The organism is Mesorhizobium sp. BR1-1-6 (assembly GCF_020165355.1).
Classification (GTDB): domain Bacteria; phylum Pseudomonadota; class Alphaproteobacteria; order Rhizobiales; family Rhizobiaceae; genus Mesorhizobium.
Genome location: NZ_JAIUHZ010000006.1, coordinates 306,983 through 333,808, shown reverse-complemented (window position 1 = coordinate 333,808; position 26,826 = coordinate 306,983). Strand labels below are relative to the sequence as shown.

The following is a 26,826-nucleotide window of genomic DNA, read 5'->3' as shown; positions in this document are numbered from 1 at the left end:
CGTGATCAGGCAGGCATGAAGGCGGCCGGCGCATCGGCCTGAAGGCCGCGCAGCCGCAGATTGTCCGGATCGTAAGGCGCTTTCTTCAGCTCCCGCGCCGTCAGTTCCCTGCCGAGGATCGAGACGGTCAGGCCTTCCGCCGCAACACCGGGTCGCAGATAGGCGAGCGCAACGGTCTTGCCGGTGCGGAAGCCGTGGCTGCCGGAGGAAACGATCCCGACCGGGCGCCCCGCCTGCATCACGGCATGGGCGTAAAACGGCAGTCGCTCGCCGTCGTCGTCGATTTCGAGCAGCAGCATGGACCAGGCGTTTTCGCCGACCCGCTCCAGCATCGCCTCACGACCGACGAACATCCGGTTGTCAGTCTTGACCAAGGCACCCAGTCCGGCCTCCAGCGGCGTGCGCTCCGTGGTCAGGTCGGCGCCCCAGGCGCGGTAGCCCTTTTCCAGCCGCATTGCGTTGAGCGCGTAGATGCCGAACGGACGCAAATCGAACTGCGCTCCGGCCTTGGTGATCGCTTCGTAGAGCTTGCCGAACTGCGCCAACTGAACGTGCAGTTCCCAACCGAACTCACCGGCATAAGAGACCCGGAGCGCTGCCGTCTTGATGCCGGCCACGCGGATGATCTGCGCCGAAAGCCAGGGGAATGCCGCGTTCGACAGATCGGCCTCACAGATCTTTTGCAGCAGGTCGCGAGCACGCGGTCCCATTACGCCGAGCACGCCGCGCCTTTCGGTGACGTTGTCGATCGTCACACCTGGAAAGGCTGCGGCGCGCGAGCGTAGCAGACCTTCGTCATGTCGCTCCGCAAGTGCTGCGCTGGTCAGGTAGAACCCATCGTCGCCGAGTCGGGTCACGGTAAATTCCGACGCCACGCCGCCCTTTGCCGTCAGCGCGTGAATGAGCCCGATGCGGCCGTGACGTTCCGGTGGTCGGTTGGCGCCGAGCGAAGCCATGAAGGCGCTGGCGCCTGGTCCGCCGATCTCGAATTTGGAGAAGGCCGAAAGGTCGATGGCGCCGACGCTGGCCTGCACGTCACGGCACTCGCCGCGCACCGCGTCGAACCAGCCGGGCTTGCGGAAGGTCAGTGGCGGGTCACGGTCGGCGCCGTTGGCAGCGAACCAGTTCGGCCGCTCCCAGCCATAGGCGGCGCCCAACACTGCCCCCTGGCTTCTCTGAAGTTCGAGCGCCGGCGTCGTGCGGCGCGGGCGGCCGGCCTCGCGTTCCTCGTTGGGATAGTGGATGCCGAATTGCAGGCCGAACCCTTCCACCGCCTTGTCGATGCGATAGTCGCGGTCGGCATAATTGCCGAAGCGGCGTGGGTCGATGGCAAGCGCATCCATTGGCGGTGATCCGTCGACGATCCAGTCGGCGAGGAAGCGACCGGCGCCGCCGCCTTCCATCACGCCCATGCTTGAGCCGGTGAGCAGCCAGGCATTGCCGAGGCCGAATGCCGGACCGACCAGCGGATTGGCATCCGGCGTGAAGGTGATCGGCCCGTTGACCACCGTCTTGATGCCGGCATTGGCGAGTGCCGGGACACGCTCCATCGCCAGCGCGATGATGTGCTCGACCCGATCCAGGTCGGGCGGCAGCAAGTCCATGCCGAATTCTGGTGGCACGCCATCGACCGCCCAGGGGTGAGCCGACTTTTCATAGGGACCGACGATAAAGCCGTCGCGCTCCTGGCGCAGATACCAGCTTTCTTCCGGATCGCGGATGATCGGCAGTTCCTTGGCGCCGGCGGCGATCCGGTCGGCAATCTCGGGGACGGTATCGGTCACGACATATTGGTGCAGCATCGGCACCACGGGCAGGTCGAGCCCCATCATGGCGCCAATCTCGCGGCACCATGTGCCGGCCGCGTTCACCACATGCTCCGCGACAATGTCACCCTGTTGTGTGCGGACCAGCCACTCGCCCGATGGCTTGCGCTCGATTGCCAGGACCGGATTGTGGCGCACGATCTCGGCGCCGCGCGAGCGCGCGCCGCTGGCCATTGCGTTGGTCGCCAGCGTCGGATCGACATGACCGTCATTGGGCTCGTAGATCGCGCCTATGATGCCGTCGGTATGGCAGAGCGGATAGATCTGCTTGAGCTCATCGGGACTGAGAATGTGGAAGTCATGGCCGACGAACCGGCCAAGCCCCTGCACATGGCGGAATTCGTCCATGCGCTCCGGCGAGCGCGTAATGCGCAATGCGCCGCTTGGGTGGAAACCTGTCGGCAACCCGGTCTCGGCGGTCAGGATTTCGCGATAGAGCCGCACCGAATGCGCGCGCATCTCCATGATCGTCGCATTGTGGGCGAAATGCGTGCAGAGCCCGGCGGCGTGCCAGGTCGAGCCTGCTGTCAGCTCCTGCCTCTCGACGAGCATGACATCGCTCCAGCCGCGCTTGGCCAGGTGATAGAGCAGCGACACGCCCATGGCGCCGCCGCCGATAACGACCACGCGGGCCTGTTGTCTCATGAATTTTCCTCCGCGCTTACGCGCATGCGCGATCCGGTTGGGTCATAGGGTGGCTTGTCGAGTGGGCGCAGCCTGTAGCGCGCACCGGCCACCGCGATCTGGTAGTCGCAGGCAAGCAGCTGCGTTTTCGTCTCGCCTGGATCACAGGCAACGTAGCCCAGGCAAAGGCTGAGCCCCGTGCGAACGCCGAGGCCACCTGACGTCGTCAACCCGGCAAGTTTGCCGTCGCGATAGATCGGTTCGTCATGCAGCAGAAGCGGATTGTCGCCGTCGACGGCGAAATGCATGAGCCGGCGCTTCAGGCCATCGGCCTTCTGCTTCAGCAGGGCATCGCGGCCGATGAAATCATCCCTCTTCCAGAACACCGCGAAGGACAGGCCCGCCTCCAGCGGCGTGTCCTTCGGCCCGATATCATGGCCCCAATGGCGATAGCCCTTTTCCAACCGGCAGCCATCCAGCGCGTAGTGGCCACAAAAGGTCAGGCCATGGGCGCCGCCCGCTGAGACGATCGTGGCAAGCAGGCTCTCGGCGTGTTCGACCGGCACATAAAGCTCGAAGCCGAGCTCGCCGACAAAGCTGACTCGGGTCGCCCGCACATTCGCGGTGCCGATGTCGATGCGGCGCGAAGTCGAGAACGGGAAGGCTGCGTCCGAAAGATCGACGTCAGTCAGGCTCTGCAGCAGCGCCCGCGAATTCGGCCCCATGACCCCGAGAACGGCCTCCGCGGACGTGGCGTCGAAGACCGAGACGTTGAGACCAAGATCCTCAGCATGGCGCGCGATCCAGGCAAAATCTTTCTGTCTGGTCGCGGCACCTGAAATAACCCGGAAGCCGTGCTCGTCGACTCGCGTGACCGTCACATCGGCCTCGATGCCGCCGCGTGCGTTGAGCATCTGCGTATAGACGGCGCGGCCTTCGGGCCTGTCGACGTCCCCCGCGCACAGGCTTTGCATCAGCTGGATCGCGTCGCGTCCACGCACATCGATCTTGGTGAAAGGCGAAAGCTCGAACAGGCCAACGCCTTGCGCCATTCGCTCGGCTTCGGCCTTGGCCGGGCTCCACCATTTCTGAGCGCCGACGGAATAGCCGCGCGTCTCCGTGCCGCCGAACCAGAGCGGTCGCTCCCAGCCGGTCGGCGCGCCGAACACAGCACCCGCTTCGGCGAACGTACGGTGAAAGGCGGAACACCGCACCTCGCGCCCGGCGGCGGCCTGCTTGTAAGGCCAATGCATGCGGAAGAGGTCGGCAACCGCTTCCTCCATCCTGGCGCCGACGAAAGAGCGCGCCGCGGCGGCGCGGTCGAAGCGGGCGATGTCAAGCGCCCACAGATCGAGGCTGGGCTCGCCGTCGACGATCCATTCGGCCATGGCCTTGCCGGCGCCGGCCGACGACATCATGCCTGTCGAGTTGAAGCCGGCGGCGACATAGAAGCCGCGCAGATAGGGCGACTCGCCTATCAGCGGCCGCGTGTCGGGGGTAAAACTCTCCGGGCCATTCATGAAGTGCCTGATGCCGGTCTGCGACAGCGCCGGCAGGAGTTTCAGCCCGGCCGACATGAAAGGCTCGAACTGCTCCCAATCCTCGGGCAGTTCGAGGAATGGCCTGTCGCCAACCGGTCCGCGAACGTCGAAGAGCTTGGCGTTCGGCTCGAAGCCGCCCAGCACCAGCTTGCCCGAATCACCCTTGATGTAGATGCCTTCGTCGAGGTCGCGCAGGATGGGAAACGGATCCTGCAGGCCGGCGATCGGCTCCGTCACGACATACATGTGCTCGACGGCCTGCAGCGGCACAGGAACGCCGGCGAGCGCGCCGATATCGCGCGCCCAGGCGCCGGCACAGTTGACGACGGTCTCGCAATCGATGGTGGCGCCGGAGGCCAGCTTGACGCCAGCGACCCGGCCGTTGCGGGTCACGATGCCCGAACAGGCTAACCCCTCGAGGATGCGGATACCGGCGGCGCGGGCCCGTTTTGCATAGGCCGCACAGATATCAACTGGATTGGCCTGGCCGTCTTCCTCGACCCACAGCGCGCCCTCGACGCCATCGGTGACGATGCCGCGCACGTGCTCGGCCACGCCCGCCTGATCGACGATCCCAACCGTCAAGCCGCAGACATCACCCATATGCGCGATGCGCTTCAGTTCGTCCATGCGCTCCGCACGTCGCGCCAGCCACAGGCCGCCGGTGCGGCGGTAGCCGGACGCCTGGCCCGTCAGGTCCTCGAGGCGTGGAAACAGCTCGGTCGCATATTGCGCCAGCCTTGTTAGGTTGAGGCTGGCGCGTAACGGACCGACGATTCCGGCGGCGTGCCAGGATGTGCCGCTGGTCAGTTGGTGGCGCTCCAGAAGGACGACATCGCTCACGCCCAGTTCGGCAAGGTGATAGGCTATGCCGAGGCCAATGACACCGCCGCCAATGATCACGATGCGTGCGCTGCCATTCACCTTGTGGGATACCTTCGCTGGATTGGAACAGCGCGATCTTCTCCCGCTAAACCACTTGCGCTCAACCCAAATTTCGCAACATTAGGAAAACTTATGATGCTTCACGGGCGGAGTTGCGGGTGAAGAGCGGCAGTTTCGATTTCAACCTTTTCCGATCGATCGAGGTTTTCGTCGCCATCGTCGAGACCAGGCACGTCACCCAGGCGGCACAGATGCTGGGCATGACGCAATCGGCCGCTTCGCAGCATCTGAAGAACCTGGAAAGCGCGCTCGGCGTCAGCCTGATCGATCGCAATTTGCGGCCGATCGAGCTCACCAAAGCCGGCATCGCGCTGCATCGCCGCGCCGTTGCCATACTGGCCGAGGTCGAGGGCCTGCGCACCGACGCGCGGCGCGTCAATGCAGCACCGCTGCCGCTGTTGCGCATCGCGCTTCTGGCGTCGATCGCGACAACGCTGGCGCCGGCGCTTTCGGTCCTTGCCCGCAAGGGTTTCGGCATTCCCGAGCTCAGCCTGTTCGCGGGTTTGGCGACCGACCACGTCGCCTTGCTGCGGGCCCGCCGCGCCGACCTCGCCGTCACCTCCGGCGAGCTGTTCGAGATCGAGGGACTGACACGTTATCCTGTGATGACCGAAAAATTCCTGCTGGTGACGCCAAAGGGTTTTGCCGGCGATGTCGGTGACATCGTCAAGCTCTCCAAGAAGCTCGCCTTCGTGCGCTTCTCGCGCGAGACGCCGGTTGGCCTGCGCGTCGACCAGCATCTGAGCCGCCTGCGCATCGAGATCCCGCGTGCCATGGAAGGTGACCGCTCCAGCGTGGTGATGGCGCCGGTCGCGGCCGGCATGGGCTTTGCGATCCTGACGCCGACCCTGCTCATCGACGGGCTGGCGGAGGGTATGGAGATTGACGTCCATCCCTTGCCGTTCACCGGGCTGTCGCGCAACATCCTTCTGGTCGCGCGCGAGCGGGAGCTCGGAAACCTCCCCGAGGCTTTCGCCACGCGTACCGCGGAAGTGCTGACCAACGCGATCAGCACCCGCCTGCCTGGCCTTCCCGCCGACTGCTATGCCGTCGATCGCCCCTCGTCGCATGACTAATCAACTCCATCAGTTATCCTGATAAGGAGGTTTGGCGGTGTGCGCGCCGCGCATTCCGTGTTTTCAATCCAGGAGTTCGCAACACGGGAGACACGGCATGAACGCTCCGCACGTCCATTCCAATCTGGACATCGACTGGTCGACCGAGGCCATCGTCGATCGGCGGAACCGCTTCTATTCGGCCACGCAGCGCAAGTTCGTTCCTTACAAGGACCCGCTGATCCTCAAGCGCGGCAAGGGCCAGTATGTCTGGGACGAGAAGGATCGTAAATACATCGACCTGCTCGGCATGAACCTTTGCATCTCGGTCGGCCACGCGCATCCGCAGGTGGTCAAGGCGGCCACCGAGCAACTGGCGGAACTGACGCATTGCACGACGATGTTCTACCACCCGGTTCCGGCTCAGTACGCGGAGGAACTGGTGGCAACGATGCCGGCCGGTCACGATTGGGTCGTACATTTCACCAACAGCGGGGCCGAAGCGATCGATCTTGCGCTGCTGATGGCGCGCTCGCATACCGGCAACATCGACATGCTGGCGCTTGCCTCGAGCTATCACGGCGCCACTTTCGGCGCGCAGTCGGTGACCGGGATAGCGGGTTTTCGCCATCCCGTGCCCCAGCTTGGCGGGGTCACTTTCGTGGCCGAGCCCAACCAGTATCGCGGCATTCATGGCGAAGGCTTGCAGCCCTATCTCGACGAGGTCGAGCGCGCCATAGCGAGTTCAACCAGCGGCGGGCTGGCCGGCATGATTATCGAGCCGGTGCAGGGCTATGGCGGCATCGTGCCGATGCCGCCGGGCTACATTGCCGGCGCTGTCGAGCGTGTCCGCGCGGCCGGCGGTCTCTGTATCATTGATGAAGTGCAATCCGGTGTCGCCCGAACCGGCGATGCCTTCTGGGCGTTTGAATCCCATGGCATTGTGCCCGATATCGTCGTCATCGCCAAAGGTGTGGGCAACGGCATCCCGCTCGGCGCGGTCATCGCCAAGCGAGATGTCGCTGAATCCATGGCCGATAAATTTCTGTTCCACACCTATGGCGCCAATCCGGTGGCATGCGCGGCCGGCCGAGCCGTGCTAAAGGTCATAAAAGAGGAACGACTCCAGGAGAACGCCCGGGATGTTGGCGCGGTGCTCAAGGGTCGCCTTAACGACATGAAGGAGCGCTTTCCAATCATCGGCGATATCAGGGGCCGTGGGCTTATGCTTGCGATCGAACTCGTCAAGGACGGCGCGACGAAAGAGCCGGCGCCGGAGGAGACGCTCGCCATTTTCGAGGAAACGCGCCGCAACGGGCTCGTCGCCAGCCGCTCGGGACCGTACCGCAATGTCATCCGCATGTGTCCGCCGCTTTGCTTGGCAATGTCCGATATCGAGGATGTCGTCGACCGCTTCGAAAAAAGCTTTGCGGCATTCAGCGGTCAATAACGGTTCCTGTGCTCGGAGGGGCACAAACCTTTGGCGGCGGCTGAGCAGCAGAGAGAATCATTCGGAAAGGACCGGGCCCGCCCAAACCGGCTCTGTCGACGTGCGGAGGCTGAGCTGTCAGAAACATGCTTGTTGGATTGAGGTCAGTTATCCTCTGGGAGCCATCCAGTCTTTGCTCGGTCATAGCAAGATCGTGAACACGGTCCGCTATCTGGGAGTCGATGTAGAAGATGCTCTCGAACTTGCCGAGGCAACTGAGGTGTGATCAAGAGCGGCTCCACTTCACGAGTGGAGCCGTGAACAATTTGCGCGTGCATCTCGGCCATTTGGTGAACGCTGCCAGTGGCTGAAAGCTGGCATTCGACGCATGCAGAGAAGGCTTTCTGCTCATCGTTCGTCATGTGATAGGGTGATTTCAATTCGATAGGAAGATCATCCTTATGGCTGCGTCGCCGCTCGTGAGGTCCCGCCGTAGCCGGTGAACAGACATGCACGCTTTCAACTATCCCAGCTGGAACAGGATCGTCTTCGACCGCAGCCGTGGCACGCCGTTGAACGAGCAACTTTTCGAGCAGTTGCGCCGCTGGATACGGGATGGCATCATGGCGCCAGGAGCGCGCCTGCCGCCAAGCCGCGTCATGGCCGAGGAACTCGGGCTCTCGCGCAACACCGTTGTCCTCGCCTATGAGCGACTTGCCACGGAGGGCTATGTCGCACGTCGGATCGGCGCCGGCACCTTCGTCGAAACCATGCTGCCGGAAGACAATCACCCCCGAGCCGAGACGGCGGTCATACCGGTGTCAGGTCCAAATGCGCTCCCGGCACCCTCGCGCCGCGGCCAGGCGCTGCTCGACATGAACCTGCCAGCCGAACGCATCGAGACCTACGATCTCAGCGCCGGCGTGCCGGCGCTGAACGAGTTCCCCTATGACGAGTTCGCTCAGATCGCTAGCCGCCGCTGGCGCGAGCACGCCAGCGCCCACACCGGCTATGACTATTCGCGCGGCGCGCCACTGCTGGCCACCCGCATCGCGGGCTATCTGGCGGAGGCTAAAGCGATCAACTGTCGTCCCGAACAGATCATCGTCATCGGCAATACGCTGCAAGCGGCCGCTCTCGCGTCTCATGTTCTGCTCGACCGCGGCGACACCGTTCTGGTCGAGGATCCTTGCCACATGCCCGAGATCGCCACGCTGGAAGCCTTCGGCCTTGTCACCGTTCCCGCCCCGCTCGACAGGCAAGGCTTCGATACAGAAGCCGCCGGCGTGATGGTCCGAGAGGCGCGTATGGCCGTTGTCTCCCCGACCGAGCAATGGCCGTTCGGCTGCACGATGACGTCGGATCGCCGGCAAAAGCTGCTTGATTGGGCGGCGGACCGGCCCGGCTGGATATTCGAGGATGATTCCAATAGCGAGATCCGCTGGTCGGGCGAAGCGCAGACGACGCTCTACGCGCGCGATCCGCGGCGGGTCATCTATGCCGGCTCGTTCAACCGCATGCTGGCGCCCGGCCTGCGGCTCGCCTATTTGATCGCGCCGATGCCGCTGGTCGAGGCGTTCGCCCTCGCCCAGCGTATTTTCTCCTTCTACGCACCGCTACCGGACCAGGCGCTGGTCGCCGACTTCATGGACCAGGGGCGGCTCGCCTCGCACCTTCGGCGTATGCGCACCATCTACCGCGATCGCGCCGCCTGCCTGACACAATGCCTGCGCGCAAAGCTGCGAGACGGCTTCGACGTTCCCGACGTTCACGCCGGCCTGCACCTGACCGTCCACGCACGCGAACCGTTTGACGACGTGGCCGTATCGCGAACACTGCTCCAGAAGGGGCTGGACTGCCCACCACTCTCGCGCTACGCACGCCGGGAAACCAAGCCGAGGGGTCTTGTGCTGGGCTTCGGCAACACGTCGGTCCGCCGCATCCCGCGTTGCGTCGACATCCTCGCGCAGACTATCCTCGAACACGGTTGACGACGCATTCACAGCCCACGGGACTGGAATTGGTCCGCTGCCCGTCGGCGAAATTGGCTCTTTGGGCAGCCGCGCTTCCGGGACAATCTCCGTGTCCAGCCGATCGGGAGGCAAGGGCACCAAGTGGACATGGACCAAAACACCGTCCTGCGGGCAAATAACATCCGTAAGAGCTTCGGCGCTCTGGAAGTCTTGAAAGGCGTCGACCTGGTCGCCCATGCCCATGACGTGATCACCATGATCGGCGCCAGCGGGTCGGGCAAGAGCACCTTCCTGCGCTGCATGAATCTTCTGGAAATTCCCGACGCCGGCACGATCGCGGTGGAAGGCGAGGAATTGACGCTGGATCGCAGTTCGGGGCGCGCGAAGCTGAATGCGCGCCAGATCAATCGCATCCGCAGCCGCATCGGCATGGTCTTCCAGAGCTTCAATCTGTGGAGCCAGCGCACCGTGCTCGACAACGTGATGCTTGCACCGATGAAGGTGCTCGGCCTGTCCAAACAGGAGGCCCGGCAGCGAGCCGGGGCCTATCTCGCCAAGGTCGGGCTGTTCGAGAAGCGCGACCACTACCCCGCGCATATTTCCGGCGGCCAGCAGCAGCGCGTCGGCATCGCCCGCGCGCTGGCGATGGAGCCGAAGCTGATGCTGTTCGACGAGCCGACCTCCGCGCTCGACCCGGAACTGGTCGGCGAGGTGCTCTCGGTCATGCGCACGCTCGCCGAAGAAGGACGCACGATGATCGTCGTCACCCATGAAATAGGTTTCGCGCGCGAGATCTCGCGCGAGGTGCTCTTTCTCCACCAGGGCATGGTGGAGGAGCGCGGCCCGCCGGGACAGGTTCTCGGCGATCCGCAATCGGCGCGCTGCCGGGCCTTCCTGCAGCGCGTTCTTTGAACAGGACAAACAACAGGGGAACATGATGAAAAAACTTGTCTTGATGCTTGCGGCCGGCCTCGCCGCCTTCGCCGCGCAGGTCTCGGCGCGCGACCTGCGCGTCGGCAGTGAATGCACATACCCGCCGTTCAACTACAAGGACGCGAACGGCGAGTTGCGCGGCTTCGACATCGATGTCGCGAAGGAAGTTGTCAAGCGCCTCGGCGCCGACGCCTCCTTTGTCTGCATGCCTTTCGATTCGCTTATTCCGGGCCTTGTCGCCGGCAAGTTCGATCTTCTCGCCGCGTCGATGTCGATCACCGACGAGCGCAAGAAGAGCATCGACTTTTCGATCCCGTACCGCTCCTCCACCGCCCGGTTCGTCGGTCCGGACGGAAGCGATGCCAAGCCGCTGACGGACGACGGCAAGCCCAACCCCGATGGTCTCAAGGGCAAGACCATCGGGATCGAGCGTGCCTCAACTTACGAGAACTACATGCGAGACAACTTTCCTGAGGCCACGATCCAGCTCTACGACACGGCCGACAACATGCTGCTCGACCTGACCTCCAAGCGGACCGATCTCGTCTTCGCCGGCCCGATCAAGCTCGCCAACGACTTCCTCAACAAGGACCGAGGCAAGGGTTACAAATTCATCGGTCCGGAGATCAAGGACGTGAAGTATTTCGGGCCAGGCGTGGGCATCGGCATGCGCAAGGACGATGCCGGCCTTCGCGACGAGCTCGACAAGGCGATGAAGGCCATGATCGACGACGGCACGTTCAAGACCATCAACGACAAGTACTGGTCGTTCAGCGTGCTGCCGGCATCGAACTAGGCCGAGCCGTACGGTTCATCGCCGGCCATTTCACCCGATGGCCGGCGTCTTTCTTCTTGCCACCGCAGGAGCGGCAGATGGACATTTTCCAGGGATGGGGTTTGGAGGTCGCGAGCGGGCTCATGACCACCGTCGAGGTCGCGCTGCTGTCGCTGGCGGTCGGCCTCGTTTGGGGCATTCTCGGCGCGCTGGCACAGCTCTCCTCGAACTGTGTGCTGCGCGCCATCGGCCGGGGCTTCACTCTGGTCGTGCGCGGCACGCCCGAACTCCTCATCATCCTCATCGCCTATTTCGGCGGCACGGTGGCCCTGACCGGCTTGGCGAAGATGATTGACCCCAGCATCCACTTTCTCGAAGTGCCGGCGATGCCGGCCGGCGTCTTCGCGCTCAGCCTGGTCTTCGGCGGCTACGCGGCCGAGGTGCTGCGCGGCGCCTATCTCGCCATTCCCAAGGGCGAGATCGAGGCGGCAGATGCCTTCGGCATGTCGGCCGCGACCAGCTTCATCCACATCCGCCTGCCGCTGATGTGGCGCTACGCGCTGCCCGGCCTCGGCAACAACTGGATCTCGCTCATCAAGGACACGTCGCTTATCTCCATCGTCGGGCTGGAGGAGCTGATGCGCATCTCCACCATGGCGACGCAGGTCAATGGCGAACCCTTCCGCTTCTACCTCGCCGCGGCGCTGATCTACCTCCTGCTCACCATACTGAACACCTCGATTGTCGACGCGCTGGAACGGCGTGCGACGCGCGGCGAGAGGAAGCTGGCGCGATGAACTTCGAGCTTATGGTCGAGAGCTTGCCGGCGCTGCTGTCGGCCACCGTCACGACGATCGAACTGCTCGTCGCCTCACTCTTCTGCGGCATGGCGGTGGCACTTCCCGTCGCCATCCTGCGCGTCAGCGGCCCGGCGCCGGTGCGCCTCCTGCTGCACTGGTACATTTACTTCTTCCGCGGCACGCCGCTCCTGGTCCAGATATTCCTTGTCTATTACGGTCTCGCCCAGCTCGAGGTCGTTCGCGACAGCTTTCTGTGGCCATATCTGCGCCAGGCCTGGGTGTGCGCCATTCTGACCTTCAGCCTGAACACGGCCGCCTACACCGCCTACATCCTGCGCGGCGCCATCGAGGCGGTGCCAGCCGGTGAGATCGAGGCGGCGCGTGCCTGCGGCATGTCGACGGCGTTGACCTACCGCACGATCATCCTGCCGGGCGCCTTCCGCATCGCCCTGCCGGCTTACGGCAACGAGGTGGTCAGCATGCTGAAATCCACATCACTCGCCTCGACCATCACCGTCATGGAGCTGACCGGCGCCGCCAACACGATCGTCGCCCGCACCTTCGCGCCCTATGAGCTCTTCATCACCGCGGCGCTTATCTACCTCACCATTACCTACGTGCTCACCACGGCGTTGCGCGCCCTCGAATACAGGCTTTCACGACACACGCGTCCTCTGGACGAACCCGCAACCCCACTCATAGAGGGAGCCGACAATGCCGGCATCTGACCCCAAGACCTTTACGGCTTTCGCCGGTTCGCTGGCAGACGTCAGCCGGGCGACAATCCAGGAAGCGCTCAGCGAGCAACACGGCTTCGTTTCCAAGGGCGATGCAAGCCCTGTCACCGCGGTAGACCGGGAGGTCGAGGAGAGGCTGCGCGCGCGCATCCAGGAGGCGTATCCCGACCACGGCATCCTCGGCGAGGAATTTGGGTCCGTCGGCCTCGACGCGGAATGGGTCTGGGTCATCGATCCGATCGACGGCACCAAAGCCTTCATCACCGGCATTCCGACCTTCGGCACGCTGATCGCGCTGGCCCGCAACGGCGTTCCCATGCTCGGGGTCATCGACAATCCCGTCACCAACGAGCGCTGGCTGGGCGCCGACGGTTCGCCGACCACCCTCAACGGCAAGCCCGTACGCACGCGCGCCTGCCAGGACCTTAGCGAGGCCCTTGTCGGCAACGGCAACCCGGAATCCTTCGACGACAAGGATACGGCCGCCTACAAGAGGCTGCGCCGCCAGGTGCGCTGGAGCGTCTATGGCGGCGGTTGCCATGCCTATGGCCGCGTCGCCGACGGCGCGCTGGACATCAATGTGGACGGGGGGCTGGACGCCTTCGATTATTGCGCACTGATCCCGATCGTGCGTAACGCCGGTGGCGTCATGACCGACTGGCAGGGCGGCGAGCTGACGATCCGTTCCGGCCGCCGTTCCGTCGTGGCCAGCGCCACACCTGAGTTGCACAGAACTGTGCTAGGCATCCTGGCCAACGCGACCTCACCGGCCCGCGCGGCTTCCTGAAGAAGAGGAATCGTACACACATGCAGATCGAAGAATTCACCCTCGAACGCATCCAGTCGCTCTACGAGAACATCGTCGAGTACAACCTCTCCGATAGCGGGGTACACCCCTATTCGCTCAACGAACTGCTGAGCCCGGAGGAACGCGAAAAGGTGCTTGCCGCCGAACTCGGTTACGGCTGGACGAACGGTGCCGTCGTCCTTCGCGAGGCGATCGCGGCCACATACAAGAATCGTACGGCCGACGAGGTGATGGTCACCAACGGCTCGGCCGAAGCCAATTTTCTGATGGCGATGACGCTGCTGGAGCCGGGCGACGAGATCATCGTCGTCGTCCCCAACTACCTGCAGATCAGGGGATGGGCGAAGGCGCTCGGCGCGGTGGTACGTGATGTGCCGCTGCGCGAGGAACTGGGCTGGCTGCCCGATCCGGCCGACATCCGCGCGGCGATTTCGCCCCGCACCAAGGTCATCACGCTCTGCACGCCCAACAATCCGACCGGACGCGTGGTGCCGGCGGACCTGCTCGGGGAAATTGTGGCCATCGCACGCACCAACGGCATCTGGCTACATACGGACGAGGTCTACAAGGGAGCCGAATACGGTACCCTCGAGCCGCCGAGCAGCGTCGACCTTTATGAGAAAGCCATCGTCACCAGCGGCTTGTCGAAGGCGATGGCGATGCCGGGCCTGCGCATCGGCTGGCTGGTCGGCCCCGCTGCCGAGATCTATGCCTCCTGGCAGCGCAAGGACTATACCTCCATCACTACCGGCGCGGTCAGCGAACTGGTCGCGTCGATGGTGTTGCAGCCGGCGCGCCGCAAGGCGATCCTCGACCGCAGCCGGGACCTCCTGTCACGCAATGTCGACATGATGGTGCGCTGGGTCCGCGCCAACGAGGGGCTGGTCTCGCTGGCGCCGCCGCAGGCAGGCGGCATGGCATTCGTGCGCTATCACTTGCCGATAAATTCGACCGAGCTGGCGCATCGCGTCAAGGACGAGCAGGGCGTGCTTGTCGCGCCGGGCGACGTCTACGGCATGGACGGCTATTTCCGCGTCGGCATCGGCGCGCCGGCGCATGTCCTGGAAGGCGGGTTGGAACGTGTGCAGCTCTTCCTGCGCGGCCTTGCCCGCTCGGCGGCCTGAACGGAACGACCATGGCTAGGCCAGCCGCAAACATGCCGCTCATCTTCGACCGGGCGGAGATCCTGCGGCGGCTCGACCACGCCGCCGGTATTGCGGCCGTTCGCGAAAGCCTCGTCGCCTACAGCGCCGGGGCAGTCCAGCAGCCGCCCGTCGTCCACATGGGATTCGCGGCGGCGAACGGCGATTGCCATGTGAAATGCGCCCATGTATCGGGCGCGTCGATCTTCGTCGTCAAAGTCGCGACTGGGTTCTACGACAATCCGACCAAGGGCCTTCCAAGCGGCAACGGCATGATGGTGGCGCTGTCGGCCACGACAGGCGAACCGGTAGCGCTGCTGTTCGACCAAGGCATGCTGACCGACTGGCGCACTGGCTATGCCGGCGCGCTGGCGACCCGGCTGTGCTGGCCCAAGGGCGCGACGCGCCTCGGCATCGTCGGCACCGGAACCCAGGCACGCATGCAGTTACGCGCGCTGCGAGCGCTGGCTCACGGCGAGCCGCTTTCGGTCGCGGTATGGGGCCGCTCGCCAGCGGCGGCGGGACGCTTCGCCGCCGACGTGGCCGACCTTGGCCTCCAGGTATCGCCAGTCGGCTCGCTCGCCGACCTTTGTTCCGATTCACAAGTGATTGTCACCACGACGCCCGCGACCGCGCCGCTGGTGCGCGCTGAATGGATCGCGCCCGGCACGCACATTACAGCCATCGGAGCCGATGCGCCCGGCAAACAGGAATTGGAGAATACGCTGGTCGCGCGCGCCAACACGTTGCTCGCCGATTCGGCCCTGCAGAGCATCGACCATGGCGAGTTCGCTCATGCCATCGCGGCCGGCCTCGTCGAGCCAGAGCGGATCGGTGAGATCGGCGTATCGCTGCGGACTGGCTCATTGACGCGCAAGCCTGGTGACATCAGCATCGCCGACCTGACCGGCCTCGGCGCAGAGGACGCGGCAATCGCCAGCGCCATCCTCGCGAGCGCCGGCACAGCCGCAAACTCTTGACCCAGGACAGAACCATGTCGAACGAAGGTGACATCGCCGCCGCTGCCGCGCGGTCCGTGCGGGCGCATGCCCGCATCCGCGGCCACATCGCGAAGACGCCGCTGCTGGGCGCGTCCGCCGTCGGCGACGCGATCGGTAGCACCGTTTTGTTCAAATGCGAAAATTTCCAGTTCACCAACTCCTTCAAGGCGCGAGGCGCCTTCTCGAAGCTGACCGCGATGGACGATGCGACCGGGGGCCGGCCGTTCGTCACCGCCTCGTCCGGCAACCACGGCATAGCCTCCAGCTTCGCGGCGTCGCGCCTGTTCCGAAAATTGTCGGTCGTGCTTCCGCACAATGTCACGAAGGCCAAACTGGCGCGCATACGGTCCTTTGGCGTCGACGTGATCCTGCATGGCGACGAAAGCGGCCAGTCCGAGGCGCACGCGCGCCGCCTGGGCGAGGAGAAGGGACTCGTCTACGTATCTCCGTACAACGATCCCGACGTTGTTGCTGGCCAGGGCACGATCGGGCTCGAACTGCTGGAAGAGCATTCGCGTATCGACAATGTCTTCATCGCCATGGGCGGCGGCGGGTTGATCGGCGGCATCGGCGCCGTGATGAAGGCCTTCAGTCCGCGCACGCGGATCATCGGCTGCGCGGCCGCCAACAGCATGGCGCTGGCAGCGTCGATGGAAGCGGGCAAGGTGATCGATGTCGAGCACTTGCCGACGTTGGCCGACGGCGTCGCCGGCGGCATGGATGAGGATTCAGTCACGCTCGGCCGCGCCCGGTCGGTCGTTGACGATGTGGTCATCTGTTCCGAAGCCGAGATCGCCGGCGCGCTCGCCCGTCTCGCGATCGAAGAGCATCTATTGGTCGAGGGTGCAGCCGGCCTAGCGCTGGCAGGGCTGATGAAGCACCCGGAACGGTACCGCGGCCAAGTCAATGCGATCGTGCTGTGCGGCGGGAATTTCGACTACGACGAACTGACGGCCGCGATCGCGGCGGTGCGACCGACCTGAAAGGGAATTCCATGACGACTGGACGATGGGACATCGAGGCGGTGCGCGGGGCCTTCCCGGCGCTGGCGATCACCGACGACGGCAAGCCACGTATCTATCTCGACGCGCCGGGCGGCTCGCAAGTACCGGCACGCGTGGTCGAGCGCATGAGCGAGGTGATGCTGCGAAGCTGCGCCAACGAGGGCGGTGCCTTCCACACCTCGCGTGATAGCGACCGCATCTTGGTGGGAGCGCATGCAGCGGCGGCCGCCTTGCTCGGTGCACAGCCGGACGAGATCGTCTTCGGCCTCAACAGCACCTCGCTGATCTTCCATTTTTCGCGCATGGTGGCACGCGACTGGAAACCGGGCGACGAGATCGTGCTTACCCGCATGGATCATGATGGCAATGTCGGCCCGTGGATCATCGCAGCCGAGGAACGTGGCGTCACCGTCCGCTGGCTCGAGTTCGATACCGAAACCTTCGAATATCGCTACGACATGCTGGACGAACTGATCGGCCCGCGCACGCGTCTGGTTGCCTGCAATCACGCGAGCAACATCTTCGGCACCGTCAACGACGTTGCCCGTATCGTGGCTGCTGGTAAAGCTGCCGGCGCCGTCACCATGGTCGATGCCGTGCAGTCGGCGCCGCATTTGGCCCTCGACGTGTCGGCGATCGGCTGCGACCTGCTCGCATGCTCTGCCTACAAGTTCTTCGGTCCGCACGCCGGGGTCATGTATATACGGCCGGAGCTGCGCGACCGGCTCACGCCGCTCAAGGTGCGGCCCGCCTCCTTCGACATGCCGTGGCGCCACACCCCCGGCACTCCCTCCTTCGAGGCGCAGGCCGGCACGCAGGCGGCGATCGAGCACATCGCTTGGCTCGGCGAGCAGTGCGCCGGCGTCGACGTTGCCGCGCCGCTGCGCCAGCGCATCGTGGCGGGATTGGAGGCGGCGACCGACTACGAAGCCGGACTGATGGACCGGTTCCTGGCGGGTGTTGCCGGCATTCCCGGTTTCAAGCTCTGCGGCATCGCCAGCCGCAACCGGCTGGACGCCCGTGTGCCCACCTTCAGCTTCCGGCTGGCCAAGAGGTCGCCGCAGGAGATCGCAGCCGCGCTGGCGGGCGAAAACATCTTCGGCTGGGCCGGCGATTTCTACGCTTATGAAGCCTCCGGCCTGCTCGGTCTGCGCGAGCAAGGCGGAGTCGCTCGGCTCGGCCTATCGCATTACACCACAGCAGACGAGGTCGACCAGGCCGTTTTGGCCGTCGCCCGGCTGGCAGCCTGACGGGGGAAAGCATGGACTACGCACGCATGGTGATCGAGAAGGAATCACCGGAGGAATACGGCTATGACCGCATTCGCTTCAACCTGTCGGAAAGCTCCGTACGAGACCGTAAGCTGTCCGATTTCCATCTCTCCGTCCCTGACCTGCTGCTGCCCTATGGCGAGCATCGCGGCGACCCTGAGCTTCGGGCGTTGATAGCCGCGCAGGGCAAGGGCCTCGGCCCCAACGACGTTTTGGTGGCCGCCGGCGCCGCTGGCGCGCTGTTCATCATCGCCACCACGCTTCTATCGCGCGACGACCATCTTGTCGTGGTGCGGCCGAACTATGCCACTAACATCGAGACGCCGCGCGCCATCGGCTGCGGCATCACCTTTATCGACCTCAAATTCGACGATCGGTTCGGCCTCGACATCGATGCCGTCGCCAGCGCTCTGCGCCCGAACACCCGCTATGTCAGCATCACCTGCCCGCATAACCCAACCGGCACGATGATCGGCCGCCCTCAACTGGAGGCGCTGATCGCCTTGGTCGAAAAGGCGGGATGCAGGCTACTGGTGGACGAAACCTACCGCGACCTGACCCATGGCGAGATGCTGCCCCCCGCCGCCTCGCTCAGCCCCGCCGCGATCAGTGTGGCTTCGCTGTCCAAGGCTTACGGCGCGCCGGGCATCCGCATGGGCTGGATCATGACGCGCGACGTGCACTTGATGGAGCGCTTCCTGGCGGCGAAGGAGCAGATCGGCATCTGCGGCAGCGTCGTCGACGAGTGGATCGGCGCCCGCATCCTGGAAGGCCGCGACGCCTTCCTCGCCGCGCAGGCGCCAGTGCTGGCCGGACGCCTTGCCATCATGCGCGATTGGATTGAGAGCGACGAGCTGATCGAATGGGTCGAGCCCCAGGGCGGCGTGGTCTGCTTCCCCCGTTTCCGTCATGGTCCGGGATTCGATTTCGACGACTTTTACGCCGACCTGCTGGAAAGCTATGGCACCTATGTCGGTCCGGGCCACTGGTTCGAGATGCCGCGCAACCACATGCGTATCGGCTTCCTCTATCCTCTTGAGGACGAACTGCGGGGTGGCCTGGCGGCGATCTCCGCAGCGATTCGCAAGCATTCTTCCCGGCAAAGGTCGTGACATATACGGCGATGTCCTGCCGCCGAAGGCGGATGTAGTCCCGCCTCTGGGACGTGGCACGCTTTTCAGAGCCCTTTGGAAACTCGATCCAAGGCTTGTCGGCCTACCAGCCGCTCCAACGCTGCGATCCGCGCTCATACGTCTGCATCGTGTCAGCCGCCGCCACGTCTCGTCGAAGGAGCCGGCCTCGTAATTCAGGACCCAGATGCGGATCAGGTTTACGCGGCAGTTCGTGCCGCCTGGCGAGACCATGCAGCGTCTCGCCAGAGAGGAACTCCTGCACTACTTGACGTTTGAACTCGATGCTGTGCGTGCGATAAGTCACCATCGCTTCCATCCTTCGAAAGCCCGGCTTCCAAGTCAATTCTGCTTGTTCAATTTGTCCGGTCCCAGGGGCGAACTCCAGATGGAACGCGAATTTCCGCAGCCTTGGGTGCGATTCAGTCAGCTCGTGACATTCGTGAACGCGCGCAGCAAAGAGAGCGTTTATTCTCGGGGCATCCCGAAACGGTCGCGAATTTTCCTTAACGGGTACCGCTTTTGACGATCTATCTACTCGCCATCCAGGGGCATAGATTGCAGGAACAGCAGATACTCTCGGATCCGCCACTCTGCGTGGGCGGCTCTACGCACGGGCGAGATCATTTTGGGTCACTTAGTCAGGGTGCAGCGTGGGCTATTGCGTGAGTTTTCGAACCCCAAGTCGGTCAGGGGCGAAAGGAAAATACGCTATGGGCTGTGGCACAAAGAGAATGGATCGGCCACCTAAGAAGGCCGGGCGAGGGCCGTCCAGTGTGCGTGGCCCAAAATGTTAGTGAGCCGGACAACAGCCGTTTAGCAGTACATGCAGAGCTCAGAGGCCGGGTGACAGTGAAGGGAAGTGGCCGCACCAAGGGGAGTTGTTCTACGAGCAACTCACAATGTCCTACTCACGCATTCGTGGCTGTCATTATCCCTGCCTACAACGCAGAACAATTTATCGAACGCACCTTGGCGTCGGTGATAAACCAGACATACAGAAACATCGAAATAATAGTCGTTGACGACGGTTCGATTGATGAAACTGCATCAATTGTCCGCCGACTATCCAATGACGATCCGCGTATCAAGTTGCTACAACAGAAGAACAGTGGCGTCGCGTCGGCGCGGAATACGGGGATACGTGCAAGCAAAGGCATCTATATAGCTCCTATAGACGCCGACGATCTCTGGCACCCAACCAAACTCGAAAAGCAGCTGCGTGTTTTCGCTGCAGCAGGCAATGATGTTGGGCTTGTCTATACGCTTTACCGGACGATCGATGCCGATGATAAGGCGATCATTACGCCTAAGCGCATGCACCCGCACGGATGGGTATTCATGCAGCATCTCGGACAGAACTTTATCGGTCACGGAAGTTCGGCAATGTTCCGGCGCGATGTCTTACTCGAAATGGGTGGCTATTCCTCGCGACTGCGCGAAAACGGTGCGGAGGGTTGTGAGGACTTCTTCCTCCAATTGAGTATCGCCTCGAAATACCGATTCGATGTCGTCAAGGAGCACTTGGTCGGATACCGCCGAACGCCAGGAGCCATGTCGCAAGATTTCGTCCGAATGCTCATCTCGCGTCGGATGGTGCTCGAGAGCCTCTTTGCTCGCTGCAGCGAGATGGTGAGCCCGATCCTATCGGATGTGATGTTCCGTAACGATGTCGAGATCGCCAGGCTCGGGCTTAAAAGGCGCCGCTTTGCTGCCGTCGGCATGAACTTCGCCAGAGTGCTCTGGCGATCGCCCTCGCAGTTCGCGAAAGTCGTCGGTGCGACGCTTGCCATTTTCCGGCGCAAGGCGAAGCAAGGAACCAAACTGGAACGCGAAGGCCGCAGCTCGGGGATCGGGAAACCGTTCTGGGACTACGCTGTCGATGAGCTTTTCGATCGCGGCGAGAATACCGATTACCGTGCCTTGCTCAACAATCTGGCTGCAATGGACAGCAAACTTGGACCCTGCGGAGGCTATTTGGCGCAGCATCCCGAACGAGGAACCTTTGCAATGCCCCAAGAGGGCAGCGGCTCAGACAGCCCGTTTCTCCTTAGAGGCTTGGAATGAAGAAGCTGCTGCTGTCGGAAGAGCAGATGTCGTCGGGCCGCAATTTGGCTCAGAGGGCAGAATGCACTTTTGAGCGGACAGTGAATGAACCGACGGTCAGTGTGACCGTGCTCATTGTCACCTACAATCACGCTCGCTACGTAGCGGCAGCGATCGACAGCGTTCTCATGCAAGATACGGAATCCGGTGTCGAGATCCTGATCAGCGAAGATTTTTCGACCGACGGTACCCGGGAGATCGTGGAGCGGTATGTATCCGATTATCCCGAAAGACTATCGGCGATCTATTCTGGCAGCAATTTGAGATCCAACGAGGTCGTTGCGAGAGGACTCCGGGTTGCGCGCGGGCGCTATGTCTCGATCCTTGATGGCGACGACCTGTGGACATCCAAGACCAAGCTGCGAGATCAGGTGGCCCATCTTGACGCGCATCCTGAGCTCTCGGCCATATTTTACAATGCGCTCGTGGCGCACGGCGACGAGATCACGTCGCGGCGGTGGACGCCACGGGATCAGAAGCCCTTAATCACACAAAGGGAAATTTGGGAAGGCAATCCCTTCGCCACTTGCGGCGGTATGATGCGAACCGCGTGCGTTCGGGATGTACCGTCTTGGTATGCAGATTTCTTTCCGATTACTGATTGGCCGCTGTATGTGCATTGCGCAAAGACAGCAGACCTCGCCTTTGTCGACGAGGTGGCAGGTATCTATCGTCTGCACCCGGGTGGGCTTGTATCGGCGCTGCCAAGCCCGCTCAGGCTTGATGCGATCGAGGGATTCTACCGGCGAATGGCGAATGTCATGGATGCCCGTGGGGCACAGTTTGCCCGTGGCGGCTGTTCCCGCTACTTTTACGAATGGTCGAAGCAGTATCTGAACGGAGGTGACTTGCCGTCGGCCAGATCGTGCTTCCTACGATTGCTGCGAAGCGGCACTGGCGGAAACAACGTGCCGAAACGCGATATCGCGCGGTTGGCACTGCTCCTGCTGAAATCCTCGGTGCTCGGGAGATGACGGCTTTCCGCAACTTCGAGAATCGCGATCCGGTCCCGTCATTGCCACAGGCGGCTGTTCGTCCGAAGTGGTCGGTGATGATCCCCGTCTATAATAGCGCCCGCTTTCTTGCCTCAACGCTGCAAAGCGTGCTCGCGCAAGCCCCTGACCCGGCTCATATGCAGATCGAAGTGGTTGACGATTGTTCGTCCGACGATCCGCAAAAAGTCGTGAACGAAATCGGGGGAAGGCGTGTCGGCTTTTTCCGCCAGCCGCAAAACCTCGGCCACATCGGCAACTTCCATACCTGTCTGAGCCGAGCCCAGGGGGAACTTGTCCATCTCCTGCACGGCGACGATGCCGTCCGACCAGAATTTTACGAATTGCTCGGTCGGGGTTTCGATGCGGATCCGAGAGTAGGAGCGGCGTTCTGCCGGACGGTCTTCATGGACGCCCACGGACAGGAGTTGTCAATCGAACCTGCAATGCAGTCAATCTCCGGAAGGCTTGAGAATGCGGTGGTCCGATTGGCGCTCGAACAGCGCATCATGACGCCGTCCATCGCGGTCCGACGCGCGGTCTACGAAGAACTCGGCGGCTTCGACCGGCGGCTGAAATGCAGCGAAGACTGGGAGATGTGGATACGCATCGCTTCTCGTTTTCCTGTCTGGTACGAACCGCAAGCCCTTGCGCTTTATCGGATGCACCCGCAATCGAACACAGGGCGCCATATCCGGAATGCCGCGGACATGGCCTACACGCGAATGGCGATTGATATTTTCAAGAGCTATCTTCCAAGCGAACTCGCGGACGATGTCGCCGCATCGGCTCGGCGGACTTATTCGCAAAGCGCTCTCGAAACCGGACGGCGGCTGCTTGGCTCTGGTGATTGGGCTGGATGCCTCGCGCAAATGAGTGAAGCCTTCCACCTCGATCCGTCGCTCAAGACAATTGGACGTATGCTGTGGCTCGTTGCGAAGCAGGGAGGCGAGATTGTCCGCCCAAATTGAAACTGTGCAACGGCAGCCGGCACGGCTGCGGCAAGGTGAGCCTGTCCGTCTCGTTTTGGCCGGATGTGGCGCCGTCACGAAGCTCTACTATGCGGAAGCGCTGTCGCGCCTTCAAGGCAGAGGCCAGATCGCAGTCGCAGCCATCTTTGATCCCGAAGCGAAATCCGCCGCGGTCGTACAGGCGCGGCTGCCCGGAGCGAAGGTTGCAGCCAGTTTCGACGGCCTTCTGGCTGTGGGCGCCGATGTGGCGATCATCGCTTCCCCGCCTCGATACCATCTTGATCAGTCGATGCAGGCGTTGCGGGCCGGCATGCATGTTCTATGCGAGAAGCCGATGGCCACGAGCAGCTCCGACGCAGAACTTATCCTGGCGGTAGCGGCAGCCAACAATCTGCATGTGGCAACAGGCCTCGTCAGAAGGCAGTTCCCTGCCACCCGATCGATAAAGGCCATGGTCGAGGGCGGATTGATCGGAAAAATTCAAGGTGTCTGTTGTTTTGAGGGTGGCCCTTTCCAGTGGCCTGTCGCTTCGACGAGCTATTTCAGCCGCGCGGAATCCGGCGGTGGCGTGCTTCAGGACATAGGCACGCATTGCCTTGACCTCCTGACCTGGTGGTTCGGAGAGCCCCATGAAATCCACTACGCCGATGACGCAATGGGCGGCGTCGAGGCGAACTGCCTTGTCCGGTTAGGTTTTGGCGGCTTCGAGGCAACGGTCCGGCTGAGCCGTGATTGGGCTCGTCCGAACCTTTACCGTCTTGAGGGCGAACGTGGCTCGATTTCTTGGGCAGTCAATGAGACTGAGCTTGTAGAGATCGCCTTGAAAGGATGCCGCACGGCAGCCACCGCCTCCTTCACCAACACCGACGACCGGTCGCGCGATTTCGTCGATGCGTTCTGCGATCAGATTTCGGACTTGGTCGACACGGTCCGAAATGGAACCCTCCTTTCCGGGTCAGCCACAGCGGGGCGCAACGTGCTCAAGCGAATCGAGGAATGCTATGCCAGACGGAAACGGCTGGACATGCCTTGGCTCGGAGCAGAAGACTTTCGCCACGTCATTGCTTCCGCCGAGACCAGACAATGACCGGCACTGTTGCCGTGCTTGGCGCCAACGGCTTCATAGGTTGCCGGACAGTGGAGTTGCTGCATCTTTCCGGCTGGGCTGAGGTGAGGCCGATCGTTCGCAGGCCGAGTGCTTTCGCCAGCCTGTCCCGCTTTGCGATCGATGGAAGGGTGGCGGACGCGCATGACGTTCCGGCTCTTACTGCGGCCCTTCTTGGCTGTCAGTCCGTTGTTCATGCAGTTGCCGGTGATAGTCGCACGATCGTCGATGCCGTCGAGCCTGTCTATCGTGCCGCCGCCGCTGCGGGCGTCGTTCGCCTGGTCTACCTCAGTAGCGCATCCGTTCATGGCCAATCGCCGCCGCCCGGAACGGACGAAACGAGCGCGCTGCACGACGGCCAGACGGTCGAGTACAACAATGCCAAGGTTCGTGCTGAACGTCGTCTCGGGGAATTGTCACGGGACGGTGCAGTCCAGGTGGTGGTACTGCGGCCCGGAATTGTCTTTGGCCCGCGCTCCAGCTGGACGGGGGGCTTCGCCAACGATCTCCTCGACGGCTCTGCCTATCTGGTGGATGGCGGCCATGGCATCTGCAACAGCGCTTATGTCGACAATGTCGTTCATGCGATCAAGCTTGCCATCGAAGTGCCCGAGGCGGCTGGGCGAACCTATCTGGTCGGGGACCGCGAAAGGATAAGTTGGGCAGATCTTTGCCGCCCGATCGCCGAGGCATTGGGCTTCGACCTGGCTGCGATTTCGGTTTCCGCGCCATTGTCATTCGCGCCGAACTGGACACAATGGCTGAGAGATGGCGACCTTTACCGGCGGCTTGTCCGAAGCCTCCCGAGACCCGTTCGTAGCGGACTAAAGGTAGGCTATGCCGAGTGGCGGAAATCAGGGCTCGATCAGAGGCCGCCTATGGCTCCAAAGATCAAGGTATCTGAAGAACGTGCGCTGTTGCACCGGTGTCGGGTGAAACTCCCGTCGGCCAAGGCCGAGCGCGAGCTCGGATACCAGCCGGTGGTCGGCTTCGAGGAGGCATGTCGGCGCTCAGTCGCATGGCTAACCTTTGCCGGCTACCCGACTGCGCAGAGCCAAGTGGGCGAAAGATGACCGTCAGACCCGCCGCAGCCTGTGTCTCGGTTGTCATTACGACCTATAACCATGCTCGATTTCTCGCGGAAGCGATCGACAGTGTCCGGAACCAGAGCGTGCGGCCCGATGAGATCATCGTTGTGGACGATGGTTCGTTCGACAATCCCGAAAATGTTGTTCGCCGGTATGTCGACGTCCACTACATCCGCCAAGAAAACCAGGGTTTAGCCGCTGCCCGCAATACGGGAATGAAGGCAGCACGTGGCGAATTCATCGCGTTCCTGGATGCCGATGACAGGCTGCGCCCGACGGCGCTCGCTACCAATCTTGCTTTGTTCCATGACAGTCCGGATTGCGCCTTGGTCTATGGAGCCTATTGCTACATCGATGAGGCCGGCGCAGTCAGGAATTCAGTTCCGCTGAGGCCGGTGGGAGAGGACCCGTATGCCGGATTCTTGACCGGCAACCTGATTGGAATGCATGCGACAGTGCTCTATCGGCGTAGCACATTGGATGCCGCTGGCGGATTTGACCGATCCCTGCGGGCTTGCGAGGACTACGACGTCTACCTTCGCCTGTCTCGGGCAAACAAGGCCGCATGCACCCCGGAGTGTCTCGCAGATTACCGCAGGCACGCAACGAATATGTCCAACAGCAATCCGATGATGTTGCGCGCGGCGCTAAAAGTCCTTGGCCGGCAGAGGAATCGTGCGCGGACCAATCCAGACTGGACGGCCGCCTACCATCAGGGCGTCGAAAATTGGAAACGCTATTATGCGCACATGCAACTGGGACAGCTTAGTACAGCGGTTCGATCCCGTTCTTCGCTCGGCGGTCAGTTCCTGAACACCATTGCCGTTTCGCTCGCAGCACCATTGCAGACCACCATGATGCTGCGGCAGCGTTTCAAGGGTTGGTCAAGTCGGCGCCGCTCAGGCGTCCGGTTCGGTGACCTCAGCCGCCCGCTGCCCTTCAGTACAAATTTCGGTTTTGATCGCGGCAAGCCAGTGGACCGCCGCTATGTCGAGACTTTCCTCGCATCATGTTCGCTGAACATATCCGGCAGGGTTCTGGAGATCGGGGACAACGCCTATACGACCCGCTTCGGAGGCAGTCGAGTTGCCAGGAGCGACGTTCTAAACCGATATGAAGGTCACCCGCTGACAACCTTCGTGGGCGATCTGGCCAACGGCGACGACCTGCCGCCCGAGACATTTGACTGCATCGTGCTCACCCAGACACTGCACCTCCTTTTCAACATGCCTGTCGCGGTTGCAACCCTATGGCGGATGCTGAAACCGGGAGGCGTGCTTCTGGTCACGGTCCCTTGGGTAAGCCCGATTGACCGAGGAGAATGGGGCGAGAGCTGGTTCTGGTCGATAACCCCGGCGGCACTGGGCCGGCTTCTCTCAGACAGGTTCGGGGTGGAGAATGTCGAAGTCCGCCACTATGGAAACGCCTATTCGGCTACCGGGTTTCTCTATGGCTTGGCGGAGCATGAGCTGAATTCGGCAATGCTCGATGTGCATGACCCATGTTGCCCGGTGATTGTCGCCGCGCGCGCTTTCAGGCGATGAGCGGCGTGACAGTGCGTCAAGCTCTT

Annotated in this window: 22 protein-coding genes and 1 pseudogene; 20 read left to right on the top strand and 3 right to left on the bottom strand. The window is 62.7% G+C overall.

Annotated elements, in window-relative coordinates; translation table 11 throughout:
* Positions 1-5: 5 nt before the first annotated feature.
* Entirely contained in the window at positions 6-2,471 is a 2,466-nt protein-coding gene (locus LB545_RS15490; protein ID WP_140663439.1) for an FAD-dependent oxidoreductase, read from the bottom strand.
* Complete coding sequence (locus tag LB545_RS15485; RefSeq protein ID WP_140663441.1) at positions 2,468-4,915, bottom strand: FAD-dependent oxidoreductase; 2,448 nt, start codon at positions 4,913-4,915, stop codon at positions 2,468-2,470. The genes LB545_RS15490 and LB545_RS15485 overlap by 4 nt, the downstream gene beginning before the upstream one ends.
* A 119-nt stretch (positions 4,916-5,034) precedes the next feature.
* Here LB545_RS15485 and LB545_RS15480 point away from each other — a divergent pair, with 119 nt between their 5' ends.
* The 14 genes and pseudogenes from LB545_RS15480 to LB545_RS15415 all read left to right on the top strand — a co-directional run bounded on the left by LB545_RS15480 (position 5,035) and on the right by LB545_RS15415 (position 18,976).
* Positions 5,035-6,012, top strand: coding sequence for a LysR family transcriptional regulator (locus LB545_RS15480; protein ID WP_140500683.1), 978 nt, complete (start codon positions 5,035-5,037; stop codon positions 6,010-6,012).
* A 97-nt stretch (positions 6,013-6,109) separates the two neighbouring features.
* A complete protein-coding gene (locus LB545_RS15475) occupies positions 6,110-7,441 on the top strand; it encodes an aspartate aminotransferase family protein (protein WP_140500682.1) in 1,332 nt (443 codons plus the stop codon).
* Positions 7,442-7,595: 154 nt separating this feature from the next.
* Positions 7,596-7,706 (top strand): annotated as a pseudogene (locus tag LB545_RS15470) (integrase); the annotation flags it as partial.
* 223 nt (positions 7,707-7,929) lie between these two features.
* The gene (locus tag LB545_RS15465; RefSeq protein ID WP_140663443.1) at positions 7,930-9,411 is read left to right on the top strand and encodes a PLP-dependent aminotransferase family protein; all 1,482 of its coding nucleotides are present in this window, start codon (positions 7,930-7,932) and stop codon (positions 9,409-9,411) included.
* A 129-nt stretch (positions 9,412-9,540) separates the two neighbouring features.
* The gene (locus tag LB545_RS15460; protein ID WP_140500680.1) at positions 9,541-10,305 is read left to right on the top strand and encodes an ABC transporter ATP-binding protein; all 765 of its coding nucleotides are present in this window, start codon (positions 9,541-9,543) and stop codon (positions 10,303-10,305) included.
* Between the two features lie 25 nt (positions 10,306-10,330).
* Complete coding sequence (locus LB545_RS15455; RefSeq protein ID WP_181165247.1) at positions 10,331-11,122, top strand: transporter substrate-binding domain-containing protein; 792 nt, start codon at positions 10,331-10,333, stop codon at positions 11,120-11,122.
* A 77-nt stretch (positions 11,123-11,199) separates the two neighbouring features.
* Complete coding sequence (locus tag LB545_RS15450; RefSeq protein WP_140517485.1) at positions 11,200-11,898, top strand: ABC transporter permease; 699 nt, start codon at positions 11,200-11,202, stop codon at positions 11,896-11,898.
* Complete coding sequence (locus LB545_RS15445) at positions 11,895-12,629, top strand: ABC transporter permease (RefSeq protein WP_140500677.1); 735 nt, start codon at positions 11,895-11,897, stop codon at positions 12,627-12,629. Before LB545_RS15450 ends, LB545_RS15445 begins: the two co-directional genes overlap by 4 nt.
* A complete protein-coding gene (hisN, locus tag LB545_RS15440; RefSeq protein WP_140500676.1) occupies positions 12,616-13,425 on the top strand; it encodes a histidinol-phosphatase in 810 nt (269 codons plus the stop codon). Before LB545_RS15445 ends, hisN begins: the two co-directional genes overlap by 14 nt.
* 20 nt (positions 13,426-13,445) lie before the next feature.
* Positions 13,446-14,570: an aminotransferase class I/II-fold pyridoxal phosphate-dependent enzyme gene (locus tag LB545_RS15435; RefSeq protein WP_140500675.1), complete on the top strand. Its 1,125-nt coding sequence runs from the start codon at positions 13,446-13,448 to the stop codon at positions 14,568-14,570.
* An 11-nt stretch (positions 14,571-14,581) separates the two neighbouring features.
* Positions 14,582-15,568, top strand: a complete 987-nt coding sequence (locus tag LB545_RS15430; RefSeq protein WP_224705388.1) for an ornithine cyclodeaminase family protein — start codon at positions 14,582-14,584, stop codon at positions 15,566-15,568.
* Between the two features lie 14 nt (positions 15,569-15,582).
* Positions 15,583-16,572, top strand: coding sequence for a pyridoxal-phosphate dependent enzyme (locus LB545_RS15425; RefSeq protein ID WP_224705385.1), 990 nt, complete (start codon positions 15,583-15,585; stop codon positions 16,570-16,572).
* 11 nt (positions 16,573-16,583) lie between these two features.
* A complete protein-coding gene (locus LB545_RS15420) occupies positions 16,584-17,843 on the top strand; it encodes a cysteine desulfurase-like protein (protein WP_140500672.1) in 1,260 nt (419 codons plus the stop codon).
* Positions 17,844-17,854: 11 nt separating this feature from the next.
* Positions 17,855-18,976, top strand: coding sequence for an aminotransferase class I/II-fold pyridoxal phosphate-dependent enzyme (locus LB545_RS15415; protein ID WP_224705384.1), 1,122 nt, complete (start codon positions 17,855-17,857; stop codon positions 18,974-18,976).
* 103 nt (positions 18,977-19,079) lie between these two features.
* Here LB545_RS15415 and LB545_RS15410 read toward each other — a convergent pair whose 3' ends face one another.
* Positions 19,080-19,304, bottom strand: a complete 225-nt coding sequence (locus LB545_RS15410) for a hypothetical protein (RefSeq protein WP_224655852.1) — start codon at positions 19,302-19,304, stop codon at positions 19,080-19,082.
* Positions 19,305-19,915: 611 nt separating this feature from the next.
* Between LB545_RS15410 and LB545_RS15405 the strand changes: the two genes are divergently transcribed.
* The 6 genes from LB545_RS15405 to LB545_RS15380 are packed head-to-tail and all read left to right on the top strand — an operon-like array spanning position 19,916 to position 26,800.
* On the top strand, positions 19,916-21,061 hold the full coding sequence (locus LB545_RS15405; protein WP_181170979.1) for a glycosyltransferase family 2 protein: 1,146 nt from the start codon (positions 19,916-19,918) through the stop codon (positions 21,059-21,061).
* Positions 21,058-22,074: a glycosyltransferase family 2 protein gene (locus tag LB545_RS15400; protein WP_140517478.1), complete on the top strand. Its 1,017-nt coding sequence runs from the start codon at positions 21,058-21,060 to the stop codon at positions 22,072-22,074. Before LB545_RS15405 ends, LB545_RS15400 begins: the two co-directional genes overlap by 4 nt.
* A complete protein-coding gene (locus tag LB545_RS15395) occupies positions 22,071-23,063 on the top strand; it encodes a glycosyltransferase family 2 protein (protein ID WP_140672443.1) in 993 nt (330 codons plus the stop codon). Before LB545_RS15400 ends, LB545_RS15395 begins: the two co-directional genes overlap by 4 nt.
* Positions 23,047-24,150 carry a Gfo/Idh/MocA family protein gene (locus tag LB545_RS15390; RefSeq protein WP_224681397.1) on the top strand — a complete coding sequence of 368 codons (1,104 nt, stop codon included), beginning with the start codon at positions 23,047-23,049 and terminating at the stop codon, positions 24,148-24,150. Before LB545_RS15395 ends, LB545_RS15390 begins: the two co-directional genes overlap by 17 nt.
* Positions 24,060-25,241 (top strand): NAD-dependent epimerase/dehydratase family protein, encoded by a 1,182-nt coding sequence (locus LB545_RS15385; RefSeq protein ID WP_318012487.1) that lies wholly within the window; start codon positions 24,060-24,062, stop codon positions 25,239-25,241. The genes LB545_RS15390 and LB545_RS15385 overlap by 91 nt, the downstream gene beginning before the upstream one ends.
* Positions 25,238-26,800: a glycosyltransferase gene (locus tag LB545_RS15380; protein ID WP_224705383.1), complete on the top strand. Its 1,563-nt coding sequence runs from the start codon at positions 25,238-25,240 to the stop codon at positions 26,798-26,800. Before LB545_RS15385 ends, LB545_RS15380 begins: the two co-directional genes overlap by 4 nt.
* Positions 26,801-26,826: the final 26 nt, after the last annotated feature.